The following is a 13091-nucleotide window of genomic DNA, read 5'->3' as shown; positions in this document are numbered from 1 at the left end:
GCGTCTGCTCAGTCGTCGTCGAGTTCGCTCCGTTCGCGCTCGGCCGTCTCGCGGAGTCCCCACTCGAACCCGTCTCGTGACGAGACACGCCCCCAGAGCCAGTCGTCGGTGGGGTCGGCAGGCGTCACAGCGAGTTCTGTCGCGGCCGTCGGCCTGTCGTGTGGAACGAGACCGGCGACGACGCGCTCGCCGTCGCCGACGACCCACTGGAACCCCGTCGCGAGCGGAGCCGCCCAGACGAAGCCGTCCCCGTCGGTGGCCCACAGGGCGGCGTCCCGCTCGCCGCCGGTGCCCCACCGGAAGCCGTCGCCTCCGGTACTCCACTGGAACTCGTCACCCAGACACCCTCGTCGACTGTCGTCTCCCATCGGACCCCGGCGGAAGCCGTCACGACCCGCGCCCCACCGGAACCCGTCGCGGCTCACGCCCCACAGGAAGCCGTCGCCACCGGCACCCCAGAGGAAGCCGTCCGTCTGGTGCCGTTGTCTGCCCGTGTCACGCAGGCCCGCCCCGTCCCCGTCGCCAGTGCGCCCGTCCGGTGTGACGGGCGTCGCCCAGACGAAGCCGTCCTCGGTCTCGCTCGTCTCTCTGGCCGCTCTCGTTGCCCCGTCGTCGGTCTCTCCCTCCCCGTCGTCGAACCCGGCACGGTCCATCACACCCCACGAAGAGTCGCCGCGGAGGTACTCGAACAACCCACGCCACGCGAGGTACGTCTTCCACTGTCTGTAGCCGAAGTTCTCAAGCACACCGTCACCCAGCAGTGAGAGAATCTCGCGTGGATCGTCGTACCGCCGGAAGGAGGTCACCTCGCTGTAGACGCCGAACCACGAGAGGAACACGCCGAACCCGGTCGTCACGACGAAGTACAACACGAAGAACTCCACGTTCAACGCCCCGAAGTACACCGCCAGCGGGATCAGGAGGTACCCCAACCCTTCGATCAGCGGTCCGAGCAACTCCGCCAGGGCGAAGAAGGGGAGGATGTACACGCCGATCCGGCCGTACGTCGGGTTCCCGATCATGTCGCGGTTCGTCCACAGCGTCTCCACCATCCCGCGGTACCACCGCCGCCGTTGCCGACTGAGGACGGCCAACGACTCCGGCACTTCCGTCCAGATCACCGGCTGCGGGAGGAACTCCACCGCGTACTCGCGGTCCTCCTGCATCAGGTGGCGGTGGAGCCTGACGAGCAGGTCGAAGTCCTCGGTGATCGTGTCCTCGCGGTAGCCGCCGATCTCGCGGACGACCTGCGTCCGGAACAGGCCGAACGCGCCGGAGATGAGGATCAACCCCTTCAGCCGGCTCAACCCGAGCCGCCCGGAGTAGAACGCTCGCAGGTACTCCATCACCTGCACCGCGACGAGCGGTGCCTGGTCTAGCGACACCTCCGTCACCTGCCCGTACTCGATCGTACAGTCGTTCGCGACTCGGACGGTTCCGCCGACGGCGACCATCGAGCGGGGCTGCTCCAAGAACGGGCGGACGATCTCCAACAGCGAGTCCTTGTCGACGACGGAGTCGGCGTCGACGGCACAGAACAACTCCTTGTCCGTCAGCCAGAGTCCGGCGTTCAACGCGTCGCTCTTCCCGCCGTTCTCCTTGTCGACGACGAGGAGGTCGCCGCGGTCGCCGCTGCGGTACACCGCCCGGATCGTCTCGCTAGGAACGTCGATCGGCACCTCCGCGGCGACTCGGTGGAGGTCGTAGGACTCTCGGAGGCGATCGAGCGTGTCGTCCGTCGACCCGTCGTTGACGACGATCACCTCCTTGTCGGGGTAGTTGACGGTCAGCAGTGACTGCACACTCTCGCGGATCACGCTCGCCTCGTTGTACGCCGGGACGACGATGGCGATGCCCGGGAGGAACGGCGTCGTGAACGGCTCGTAGGTGGGGTCCCACTGGTCCTCGCGGACCTCCTCGCGCAGTTGCAGCAGCGCCACCACGTGGACGAACAGGTAGTTCCCGTTCACCAGCAGGTAGTAGCCGAAGATGACGACCCCGGTGACGGCGAGCAACTGCGTGAACGCCGCTTCGGGGGTCACCGGTCGCTCGCCTCCCGGTCTGCGCGCACCCACGCCAGGGCTCGGTCGAACGCCGTCGGGTCCGGTGTCAGGGACTGACCCCCGGCGTCGACTGCCACGTCGACCGCCTGGTCGGCGTCGGCGGGCTCCGCTGCCGCGGGATCGGTGGCGCCGGTCTCTGTCGGCGAGCCGGCGGCGGTGCCAGCCGTCACCTCGCCGTCGTCTTCGGTGTCGACCGTCGGCGCTGGCGGGGTGGTGTCGGCGGCAGCGTCCCCTGCGACGGGAACGGACGGCACCGGTCCGTCGTCTCGGTTGTCGTCGGCCGTGGGAACTCCAAGTTCCAGTTCGGTGAGTTGGTTGTCGTCCAACGCTTCCAAGCCTCGCAGACGGGAACGCTGGTCCGGTTCCGTTCGCAACGCCTCCCGGAGCAGCTCCAGCGAGCGGCCGTCGCCCCACTCCGCGAGCACTTCGTACGTCGCGCGTCGGACGTTGCGGTGTGGGTCCGCGAGCAGTCGCTCGACGGGGACGGACTCTCGGAAGGCCGGGTCCCACCCCGGCGGGCCGAACGCCTGCGCCGCCGCGGCGCGGACGGACGGCGACTCGTGGGTCGTGTGATCGCGGACGAACGACCAGTCGGCGTCCTGCGCCAACAGGCCGGTGTGGCGGATCACCGACAGCACCTGCACGACTAGGGAGAGTCCCCACTCGTCCCCTTCCGCGGCCGCCCGGTCGAGCAACGGCTTCGGATCCGTCTCGTACAGTCGGTACAGCGTGTCCAACCCGTGGGTGGTCAACGTCGTGGAGCCGTCACCCACCAGCAGGTCCGTCCCACGCTCGCGGGCGTCCGGATGGTCGGCCTCGTACAGCACGCGGGCGGCCGCCGCTCGGAGATCGTTGCCGCCAGTACAGGTCGCCTCGAGCCGGTCGGGATCGACGCCTTCGCCGGAGAGCGCGAACCAGCCGAGCGCCTGGAGCTTCTCGTGTCTCGCCCCACCGTCCAGCGTCTCGCGTGCCTCCGCGAAGATTCCCAACTCGCGGACGAGTTCGACGAGGTTCGCTCGCTCCGTCCCCTCGACGGTCCGGAGGTAGTCGTCCAACAGTTCGCGCGCCACGTCTCGTTCCGGGGTCGACGCAGACGCCACCCACTCGTCCCACTCCGGATCGGGGTCGGACATCCGAGACAGCAGGGCCAACTCTACGTCCTCACGGACGCGGTCGCGTCGGCGGTCGCGACGGTACTGGTAGACCGACTCTGCGAGGGTCAACACGGCGACGGCGATCAACAGCGCCAGCAGGACGATACCGGCGAAGATTGCTGTCTCGGCCGTCGGCCGTGGCAGTTGCGAGACGACGGGGTGTGCGTAGTCGGGGGTCATACCTCGCCGTCTGTCACTCCTCGCCGAGCCGCAGTCGGACACGCGAGAGGAGTTCGCGCGGACTGAACGGCTTCGTGACGTAGTCGGTCGCTCCACTCTCCAGTCCGTCGAGTACGTCCGCCTCGCGACCCCGCGAGGAGAGGACGACCACAGGCACGTCCGCGAGGGCCTCGTCGTCGCGCATCCGCTCGACCACTTGGAGTCCGGTGAGTCCCGGCATCATCACGTCGAGCACGCACAGGTCCGGGACGGGAGCAGTCTGGAGGTGGTCCCAGGTTCGGCTCCCGTTGACGAAACTCTCCACCTCGTACCCCGCAGCGGACAGTTTGTGCTCAACGAGTCGCCGCACGGAGTCGTCGTCGTCCGCGATCACGATGGTGTGTGTCATCCGTCGGTCAGTCTCCCGGGGACTGGTCGCGGAGGTCGCGTCGGGACGGGCTACAGTCGCTCACGTGGGCCGTCTCCCCTTACCGCCCCCGGTTCGTGTCTCTCGGAAGATGGACGCCCGACGGGAAAAACAGTGCGGCGCCGTCGTCTCTCGGAGGCGAGGTCTGTCCGTCGTGAGACTGTGAGAGGGTGGTCGTGTGACTGCGAGCGGCGGGTGGGGTGAAGAGATGATCGTGTGGCGGCGAGTGGTGGTCTCGTGGCGACCAGTGACAGTCGCGTGCCGGCGAGTCGCGAGTCCGACGCGATCACGAGGCAGACGCCTCGCCCTCGGGATGTGTCTCGGGCCCGCGCTGGACGCCCGTGACACGGAACGTCGTCCCGTCGTCGCCGCTCTCGACGCTCACGTCCCAGTCGTGGCCGCGAACGATCCGCTCGACGATGAGGAGTCCGAGGCCGCGCCGCTCGCCGTCGCCGATCCGGTCTCTGTCGAACAGGGTCTCGGCCAACTCCGCCGGCAGTCCGGGCCCGTCGTCGGCCACCTCGAACCCGTCGGGCGTGCCGCGGACCGTCACGCTCACGCCCGGGGGACAGTGTTCGACGGCGTTCCGGAACAGGTTCTCGAACACCTGTCTGAGTCGCGCCTCGTCCGCGAACACCTGTCGATCCGTCTCGACGACCAGCGTCGCGTCGCGCGTCTCGATCGTCTCCCACGCGGCGTGTGCGAGCTCGTCGAGGCGGACGGGGGATCGCTCGCCCACGTCGTGGCCCTGCTGAGCCAACAGGAGCAGCCCGTCGATCATCGACTCCATCCGGTGGAGGTTCTCCGCGACGACCTCCAAGTGGTCCCGCTGTTGCCCCTCCAACTGTTCCGAGACGAGTTCCGTGTAGCCGATGGCGGCCGTGAGTGGGTTCCGCAGGTCGTGGGCGACGATGCCGGTGAATTCGTCGAGTCGCCGGTTCCGTTCCACGAGTTCCTCTGCGTGGAGTGCCGACTCGATCTCGTAGCTCACCCACTCCGCGAGGAGCGTCACGAACTCGTGATCGGCACGCGTGAACTCGTCGCCACGGGACTCCGTGTCGGAGAAGCACAGTGTCCCGTACGTCTCTCCCTCGACGACGAGCGGGACGCCGATGTAACAGACCAGCCCCGTCTCCTCGCGGGCCACGTCGTCGGCGTACGGCGTCCGGTCCACGTCGTCGAAGGCCAGCGTTTCACCGTCGTCGACGACGTGGCGACACCAGGTGGTCGAGAGGTCCGTCACGGAGCCGGCGGCGTACTCCCCCTCGCGGATCGAGGACGCCAACACCTCGTAGGCGCCGTCGCGGGTGTGCGTGACGACACCGTGCTCGACACCGAGCCGGTCGCAGCCGATATCGATCGCGGCGTCGATCTTGGCGTCGAGGTCGTCCTCGCGGAGGTTCAGGAGGTCGTAGAGGTCGCCGAAGAACTCGGCACGGCCGGGTTCGTCGCTCATCCCGTAGTACGTGGGCACTACCCGGTTAATTCGTTTTGCCCGATCCGGGTCGGTGTAGCCGGTCGAACGTGGGAACGGTGCCGCTCGTGATCCGCCGCGTGGGTCGACGGCGGTGTCTGTGTCGCCGCTTCCGAGTCTCTGGCGGACGTGGTCGTGTCGCGTTCGAACGCCACCACGACGACACTCACGTACTCCCGGCGCTCGGTGGGTGCCGTCCCAGTGGCGTTCGCGACGCGGTCGACGACCGCCGCGCGCTCGTTCGTGTAGCTCACCACGAGAACCACGTCGTCGTGGCCGACGACTGCGTCCGCGAAGCTCCCCCGCGGACTGAACGAGTACAGCGGTTCGACGGCCACGTCCGAGCGGTCGAAGTAGTAGGCGAACGCGTCACTCGGACCGTTCCACGTCCACCCGGGGACGACTACCACTACGTCGTCGCCGTCGACGCGGTCGGACACGTCTGCCGCGGCCACGTCCCACTGGTCGCGCGTCGGTTCGGCGTAGTAGCTCGGGAGCGGCGCGAGCGTCCCGAGCAACAAGAGTCCGACCAGCACGTATCGTACCGGAATAATAGAGACGGCTCGACTGCCGCGTGCTGCCAACAGCAAGACCGCCGGACTAGCGACGGTCAGGTATCGCAACTGGAAGATGGGCCGCACGGTCGCAGAGATCACCAGCGGAACACCGACGGTCGCGAGGAGCCACACCGTCAGCAGGCGGACGCTCCACCCTCGCTCCCCGAAGGCACCCAGCGTGTAGAACGCGGCGACGGCGAAGAGACACAGCCCGACGACGAAGACGAACACGTCCGACGGCGCCGCGAGCGCGTCGTACGGTCGCGTGTCACGCGTCGCACCGACCGACAGCAGCCGAAGTGCGTCGGCCAGTTCCAGCCCAGTGGGTGCCCGGAGCCACGCCGCCGCGTCCGGCGGGAACCACTCCGGAACGAGTGTTCGCGCGACGAGCAGCCCGGTCCACGGCGACAGTCCAAGCAGGAGTCCGCCGTACAACGCGACGATCCGCCGCCACGAGAGGCTGCGACCGCCGCGCCACCGGCGCCGGACGGCGTCCGTCCCCTGCGCCAGTAGCACGAACAGCCCGTACACGTGGGTGTAGCCGAGAACGAGTGCGGCGACGACGTACACCGCTGTCGACCGGCGGTCGGTCGCGTCGGGCAGGCGCCGGTACGCGAGGAAGGAGACGAGCGTCGCCGCCACGAGCAGCGCGTACATCCGCGCCTCCTGTGCGTACCAGATCTGGAGCGGTGAGACGGTGAACAGCAGTGTCGCGGCCGTCGCCGTCCACCGGTCGAACAGGTCGCGACCGAGGGCGTACACGAGCGGAATCGCCGCGACTCCGAAGATCACCGACGGAGCGCGGAGTGCGACCGCCGACTCGCCCGCGACACGGACCCACACCCACACGAAGACGTTGTACAGCGGCGGGTGTGGCTCGAACGTCGGGACCACGAAGAGCAGTTCCCGGAGCGTCCGCTCGGTCGCCATCGTCGTCGTGAACACCTCGTCGATCCAGAGGCTCTCGGCCCCGAGATCGTAGAGTCGGAGTGCGGCACCGAGCGGCACCAACACGGCGAGTTCCGGCGGGAGACCTCGGTGGTCGAGACCATCGGCCACCCGTCGCAACGACACTACCACGTCCTCCGGGAGTCGCATCGTGCTTCCCTGCGACTCCCTCGGTTAAATCGTGTCGCATCCGGATGGGGGTCGTCGAGTCACGTCTCACCGAGGTCGCTCACCCTAGGGACGGGAACGTACCACGTCCCGTAGTGTGAGTGAACACCGCACCCGTTGCCCGTGGTGCACGAACACTGATACCACACCCTCCCGTCACCGGCTGTATGGACTTCGGCTTGGACGACAAGACCGCACTGGTCACGGGTGGCGCGGGCCGACTCGGGAGCGAAGACTGCCGCCACCTCGCGGCGGAGGGCGCGGACGTGGTCGTCTTGGACGTGGACGCGGACGGCGCGGAGACGGTCGCCGAGGAGATCACCGACAGCGACCGCCCAGGGACGGCGCGAGCCGTCGAGTGTGACCTCACAGACCGCGAGGCGGTGACCGACACCGTGGCGGCGTTGGAGAGCGAGACGGACGGGATCGACATCTTGGTCAACAACGCCGGGTTCGTCGACGCTGTCTCGCGGATCGAGTCGTTCGACGACGAGTTGTGGGACCGCGACGTGGAGCTGAACCTCACCGGCGCGTACAACGTCACGAAGGCGGTGTTCCCGCACATGAAAGAACGCGGGTGGGGCCGGATCGTCACGATGGCGTCTATCGCCGGCTGGCGCGGGAGTTTCGCGCAGATCTCCTACGCGACGACGAAGTCCGGCCTGATCGGCTTCGGCAAGACGCTGGCGCTGGAGGGTGCGAAGCACGGGATCACCTCGAACGTGCTCACGCCGAGTATCGTGGTCGGCGACCTGGCGGACCTCTCGCCGGAACAGTTAGAACAGTTCGAACCCCAGTACGAGCGCGTCCGGCAGGCGACGCCGATGAAGGAACTCGGTCGCGAGGAGGACGTGGCGCCGCTGATCTGTTACCTCGCCAGCGAGCAGGCCCGTTACGTCACCGGACAGGTGATCGGTGTCACCGGCGGCGCGGACCTGTTCTCGACGTGACGCCGTGATCAGCGGCCGTCGAACCCATGCCAGTACGTTTTTTGACGCCCGCCTGGATTCGGGTGGCGTGCACGAACAGCCGGCACCTCCACCGGCGATCGAGACGGACGGTGTGACCAAACAGTTCGGGGACACGGTGGCGGTCGACGATCTTGATCTCCGCGTCGACCGCGGCGAGGTGTTCGGATTCTTGGGCCCGAACGGCGCCGGGAAGTCGACGACCGTGGCGCTGTTCGCCGGGTTCGTCAACCCGACACACGGCTCCGTTCGGGTGTTCGGTCACGATCCACGGACAGAGCCGATCCGCGTCCGCAAGCGGCTCGGCGTCCTCCCAGACGACCGCGGCGTCTACCCGAACCTGACGGCACGCGAACACCTCGCGTCGCTCGTCCGCTTGACCGGCGCCGCCGACGACCCCGATGCACTCCTAGACACCGTTGGTCTCTCGGAGTCCGCGAGAGAGCGGCCCGCGGGCGAGTACTCGACGGGGATGCGCGGGCGACTCCTGCTCGCCACGGCACTCGTCGGCGACCCCGACCTCCTCGTTCTGGACGAGCCCTCACTCGGACTCGACCCAACGGGCGTCGCCGAACTGCGTACCCTCGTTTGCGATCTCGCCGCGAACGGTACGACCGTGTTCCTCTCGAGTCACCGCCTGTCGGAGGTCGAAGCCGTCTGTGACCGTGTCGGCGTCTTCGTCGACGGTCGGTTGGAGGCGGTCGCGGACGTCGAGACGCTGAGCGAGCGGGTGGGAGCCGGCGACCGACTCCACCTCGCGACGGAGACGCCGGTCGACCCCGACACTGCTGCGTCCGTCGAAGCCGCCGACGGCGTCGCGGACGTGTCGACCGGCCCTCCAGACACGTCGAGTGGGTCACCTGTCTCAACTGACGGCGCTATCTCGCCGTCAGACAGTTCGCCCACGTCCCCCCTGCCGCCGGGTGTCGCTTCGGACACGGCCGACACGACTTCGCGGTCGGGACTGACGGCGGTCTGCACCGATCCCACAGTCAAGGCGACTATCGTCCGCCGTGTCGACGACCGCATCGGCGTGTCCGACATGGACGTGACACGCCCGTCGCTGGAGACCGTCTTCGAAGCGTACACCGGTGGCGAGTCCGACGACCGGTCGCCGGAGGGGAAGTCGTCGTGACCGACCGAAACCGGCCGAGCGAGCGAGATCTTCAGAAATCGGGCGTCGGCGTAGCCCAGTTGATCCGACACGAACTCCTCGTCATCCGGCGCTCTGCGCTCGGTCGGACGACTGTCGCCGTCTGCGTGCTCGCACCCGTGTTCGGTGCCCTCCTCGGCGTTTCGAACGGGAGTCCACGAGACCCCGTCGCCTTCCGTTCCGTCCTGTTGTTCGCGTGGTTGAGCACGTCCGCCGTCGTTCCACTGGCGGCCATCGTCGCGACGGCGGGCGTCGTGGCAGGTGCCGCAGAGACTGGGACGCTCCGACTCCTCGTCGGGTTGCCGGTCCGGCGAGAACGGATCGTTCTCGGAGCGTTTCTCTCGCGAGCGCTCGTCGTCCTCTGCGGAACGACACTCGGAACGCTCGCGACCGGCCTGCTCCTCGTTGCTGCGCCGCCAGCCGTCGGCTGGGGACGATTCGTCGGATTCGGAGTATTCACAGCCCTGCTCGTTGTGAGCTACGTCGCTCTCGGCACAGCAGTGACGACGAGCGTCCGCGGTCGGACCCGCGCATTCGGGTTGGCACTCGCGGTATTCGGTGTTTCTGTCGTGTGGCCTCAAATCGCTGCCTCCGTCGGGGAGACTCTCTCCCTGTCGGCTTCGACACACCACGTCGTCGGGACACTCAGCCCCTTCGGAGCCTACGCACAGGCGATCAGCGACCGGAACGCGATCCTGGGTGCAGCACCCACGACGCCGCTGTTGGGGACCGGTGCGAACGCGGCCGTGCTCTGTGCGTGGACACTGATCGGACTCGTCGTCGCAAGACGGCAGTTCGCGGTCGCTGACCTCTAGTCCATCGGCGAAAACTCACCGCCCGTCGGCGTACCGGCGGTACGTCTCGGCCAACACGTCGTACGACTCCTTCGTCCGTTCGCGGTAGCGAGGCGTGTTCCACGTGTCCCACCCGAACCGGGCGAAGCCGCCGAACCCCTCCGACGACGCCGGGAGTACGTCGACCGCATTCCACGAGCCGGAGGTCTCGACGGCCGCCCCGTCGGCGTCCGGCGCGTAGGTCACGGCCGCGAGTCCCACGTCGTCGATCTGCCGGTCCGCGGACAGTCCCTCCTCCCACACGTCTCCGACGACGGTCCGACTACTCGGATCGCGGACGTTCAGGGCCTGCCACGGGAGGCGCACCTCGACCGTGTTCCCGTCCGTGTCGACGAACACGTCCGCCAGCGAGTCGTAGTCTGGGTGGTCTGGATCGGCGGTACCGTAGCGGAGCGCCCCCGTCTCGACCGACCGGAACGGAATCGTCCGATCCTGGTTCGGAATCCGCAGCGCGTAGCTCGTCGCGAGTCTGACCGGGTGGTAGACCCCGTTGTCGGGATCCGCGGCGTACGGGCCCGCCTCGATCGCCTCATCGCGCTCCCCGTACTCGTAGTAGAACACGTCCTGGTGGCTGGCGACCCACAGTCGCGAAGCCGACGGGCCTCCGAGTTCGACCGCGAAGTCCACACCACGCGTCGTCTCGCCATCGAGCCCACGCGGGAGTGTCGTGTTCCCGCGGTCCGGCGTCGTGTCGAGTAACAGGAGCGTCTGTGTCGCGTCCCAGTCGACGGCTTCGCCGAGGTCTTCGTAGGTGGCCCGGAGGTTCAGGTACGCCTCGTCGACGCTGGCACGGAGTTCGCGAAGGTCGCGGGACGCGTCGTCGCCGTCCCCGAATGGGTGCTGCACACCGCTGGCCCCGCTCGCGACGCGGGTCGCGTCCGTCCACTCGTCGTCGGTCCCGGAGAGCGTGATCGCGTCCTCGGGGTCGAACGACAGCAGGCCGAACCGCTGTTCGGGCGACTGGACGTTCAACCAGAAGGGCCGCCGGTTCGGGTCGGTGGTCTCCATCGTGTTCCAGGTGCGCTTGAACCACTCGTCGTGCCACGCGAACACGGCACCGCCGGCGGTCCCCGTCGCGACCAGTCGTTCGAACAGCTCGGCGTCCATCTCCCCCTGCTCCCGTTCCGTGTGGTGCCCCTGGTCCAGCCCGAAGACGTGTTCGTGCGCCGTACCACGCGAGGCCGGGACACCGAACTCGCCGACGAACACCGGGTGGTCGACGGCGTCGACGAGATCTGTCAGGTAACCGGCGTAGCTGCTCTGCTCCCCGTCGGCGGTCGTGTGCGACGTGTACCGCTCGGAGAAGTTCATGAAGTCCGGGTAGTACGGGTAGACGTGGTAGGTGGCGAAGGCTCCCGGCGCGAAGGCGTCCGTCGTGACGACGTGGTTCGGGTTCACCGACGCCTCGTCTTCCCACACGAACGGCTCCGCGGGGTGTGTGAGGTGGTCGGTGGTGGGCCAGTTCGCGAAACTCACGGGCCGGCGGTGGTCGTACGTGTCGGCGGCGTACGTCGTCAGCGCGTCGAGTCGCTCCGCGAGCCACCGCTCGAACCCGCTCGCGTCGCTCGTCGCCCGGACGAACCGTCCGTCGGTCGCGCCGCCCTCGTGGCGCTCGTCCGTGCGGGCGACGAACCGTGGTTCCCACTCGATCCCGACGACGTAGCCGAGTGTGTACGCCGACACGTCCGTGTCGTAGCTGCCAGCCGCGTAGCCGCGCCGCTCGGGGAGTTCTGCGTCGCCGTTGACCACGTCGACGACCGTCTGAAGCCGGTCGTCGAACGTCGTCGTCACGGTATCGTCGTAGGCGGTGGTCTCCCCCTCGATCAGTCTGGCGGGGAGCCAGTTGCCGTGTAACAGGTAGAGTGGGCGGTCGGTATCGGCGTTGTGAGCGGCCAGCGCCTCGTAGAACGCCGGTGGGTGGACCGTGTACACGCGGATCACGTTCGCGTCCATCGCGGCCATCTGTGCGAGCCAGCGGTCGTACTCCTCGCGAGTGATCGCCGTCTCGCCCGGGAACCGCCCCGGCTTCCCCATCCCGAGGTTGACGCCACGCAGGAGTGTCGGCTCCCACTCGCCGACGCGTCGGACACGGAACCCCTCGTCGTCGACGCGGACCGCCTCCAGCGCGTTGCGCGGGTCCGGTGTCGCAGTGTCGGCGTCCGAGGCTGTCGGAGACTGGACGGTCGTCTCCGCTTCCGTCGAGTCTGGGGCGGTATCCTCGCTTCCCCCGTCGGCTCCGTTCCCGCCACACCCGGCGAGGCTGCCGACGAGGCCAGTCGCGGCGAGCGAGCGGAGCAGGAGGCGTCTGTCCACGCCCCGACTGTCGTCGTCCATCTACTACGTGTGTGAGGACCACACCAGTCTATGTCTTACTCTCCGGAGGCGTGCCACCTCTCGTGTCTCCGGGAGGAGCCCGGAGCCTCTCCTGGGCAGAGCCAGGCTATCGTGGGCGACAGTGATTTGTCTCGGTGGAGAGACGCACTGGCGTGTCCAGAGAGACGACCCTCCACGTCGACGACGAACGGTACCCCGGGCGGGTGACACGGCCGGACGAGCCGACGGACGGCGGACTCCTGATCGTCCCGGGGGCGACTCACGGCCCGTTCGAGGACGTGTTCGACGACCTCGCGACGGCGGCCGCCGCGGACGGACACCTCGTCGCGCGGTTCCAGACGTGGGCCGACACAGATGTCCTCCAGACGAAGACCGCGTCCGACCACGCCACCGACCTCCGCGCGGCCGTCGCGTGGCTCCGCGACCGCGGCTGCGAGTCCGTCGCGGTCGTCGCGAAGAGTTTCGGCGGGCGACTGGTGCTCGACACGATCCCGGAGGTGCCAGACAGACTCGTCCTGTGGGCACCGGCGATCCTCCACGGCGACCACGACGACGCCCCGTCCGTCGACGACGAGACTCTCACCGCGATCCGGACGCCGACACGAATCCTCCAAGGTGACGCCGACGAGACCGTGACGGTCGACAACGCCGCCGGCTTGGCCGACGCGCTCCCGAACGGTGAACTCGTCACACTCGCCGGCGAGGACCACTCCTTCCTGGGAGATCGCGAGCGTGTCGTCGAGGAGACTCTCGCCTTCCTCTCGGAGCCGTAGCGGAGGGGCGTACCGGCCGCCCCGTTTCCACGACCAGCCGACGACCGCCACCGTCCGAG

Annotated in this window: 10 protein-coding genes; 4 read left to right on the top strand and 6 right to left on the bottom strand. The window is 68.3% G+C overall.

Features of this window, described 5'->3' with window-relative positions; all coding sequences use genetic code 11:
* Positions 1-8 precede the first annotated feature (8 nt).
* From RYH80_RS14900 to RYH80_RS14880, 5 genes are all read right to left on the bottom strand, one after another.
* Entirely contained in the window at positions 9-2042 is a 2034-nt protein-coding gene (locus RYH80_RS14900; protein WP_370904812.1) for a glycosyltransferase family 2 protein, read from the bottom strand.
* The gene (locus tag RYH80_RS14895) at positions 2039-3397 is read right to left on the bottom strand and encodes a HEAT repeat domain-containing protein (RefSeq protein WP_370904811.1); all 1359 of its coding nucleotides are present in this window, start codon (positions 3395-3397) and stop codon (positions 2039-2041) included. The genes RYH80_RS14900 and RYH80_RS14895 overlap by 4 nt, the downstream gene beginning before the upstream one ends.
* Positions 3398-3410: 13 nt before the next feature.
* On the bottom strand, positions 3411-3785 hold the full coding sequence (locus RYH80_RS14890; RefSeq protein WP_370904810.1) for a response regulator: 375 nt from the start codon (positions 3783-3785) through the stop codon (positions 3411-3413).
* Positions 3786-4089: 304 nt separating this feature from the next.
* On the bottom strand, positions 4090-5259 hold the full coding sequence (locus tag RYH80_RS14885; RefSeq protein ID WP_370904809.1) for a sensor histidine kinase: 1170 nt from the start codon (positions 5257-5259) through the stop codon (positions 4090-4092).
* 17 nt (positions 5260-5276) lie between these two features.
* Positions 5277-6932 (bottom strand): glycosyltransferase family 39 protein, encoded by a 1656-nt coding sequence (locus RYH80_RS14880; RefSeq protein ID WP_370904808.1) that lies wholly within the window; start codon positions 6930-6932, stop codon positions 5277-5279.
* Positions 6933-7117: 185 nt separating this feature from the next.
* On the opposite strand from RYH80_RS14880, the gene RYH80_RS14875 reads away from it, so the two are divergent.
* From RYH80_RS14875 to RYH80_RS14865, 3 genes are all read left to right on the top strand, one after another.
* A complete protein-coding gene (locus tag RYH80_RS14875) occupies positions 7118-7900 on the top strand; it encodes an SDR family NAD(P)-dependent oxidoreductase (protein ID WP_370904807.1) in 783 nt (260 codons plus the stop codon).
* Between the two features lie 67 nt (positions 7901-7967).
* Entirely contained in the window at positions 7968-9053 is a 1086-nt protein-coding gene (locus RYH80_RS14870) for an ABC transporter ATP-binding protein (protein ID WP_370904806.1), read from the top strand.
* Positions 9050-9886, top strand: a complete 837-nt coding sequence (locus RYH80_RS14865) for an ABC transporter permease subunit (protein ID WP_370904805.1) — start codon at positions 9050-9052, stop codon at positions 9884-9886. The genes RYH80_RS14870 and RYH80_RS14865 overlap by 4 nt, the downstream gene beginning before the upstream one ends.
* A 15-nt stretch (positions 9887-9901) precedes the next feature.
* Here RYH80_RS14865 and RYH80_RS14860 read toward each other — a convergent pair whose 3' ends face one another.
* Positions 9902-12259 (bottom strand): hypothetical protein, encoded by a 2358-nt coding sequence (locus tag RYH80_RS14860; protein ID WP_370904804.1) that lies wholly within the window; start codon positions 12257-12259, stop codon positions 9902-9904.
* A 152-nt stretch (positions 12260-12411) separates the two neighbouring features.
* Here RYH80_RS14860 and RYH80_RS14855 point away from each other — a divergent pair, with 152 nt between their 5' ends.
* The gene (locus tag RYH80_RS14855) at positions 12412-13032 is read left to right on the top strand and encodes an alpha/beta hydrolase (protein ID WP_370904803.1); all 621 of its coding nucleotides are present in this window, start codon (positions 12412-12414) and stop codon (positions 13030-13032) included.
* The last annotated feature ends 59 nt before the right edge of the window (positions 13033-13091 follow it).

Source organism: Halobaculum sp. MBLA0147 (genome assembly GCF_041361345.1).
In the GTDB taxonomy this organism is placed as follows: Archaea; Halobacteriota; Halobacteria; order Halobacteriales; family Haloferacaceae; genus JAHENP01.
This window is presented reverse-complemented; position numbering and strand designations above follow the sequence as displayed.

Bases quoted from the DNA above. Each gene is read 5' to 3' on its own strand.
- RYH80_RS14895 (WP_370904811.1), bottom strand. From the start codon at position 3,397: ATGACCCCCGACTACGCACACCCCGTCGTCTCGCAACTGCCACGGCCG.
- RYH80_RS14890 (WP_370904810.1), bottom strand. From the start codon at position 3,785: ATGACACACACCATCGTGATCGCGGACGACGACGACTCCGTGCGGCGA.
- RYH80_RS14885 (WP_370904809.1), bottom strand. From the start codon at position 5,259: ATGAGCGACGAACCCGGCCGTGCCGAGTTCTTCGGCGACCTCTACGAC.
- RYH80_RS14880 (WP_370904808.1), bottom strand. From the start codon at position 6,932: ATGCGACTCCCGGAGGACGTGGTAGTGTCGTTGCGACGGGTGGCCGAT.
- RYH80_RS14875 (WP_370904807.1), top strand. From the start codon at position 7,118: ATGGACTTCGGCTTGGACGACAAGACCGCACTGGTCACGGGTGGCGCG.
- RYH80_RS14860 (WP_370904804.1), bottom strand. From the start codon at position 12,259: ATGGACGACGACAGTCGGGGCGTGGACAGACGCCTCCTGCTCCGCTCG.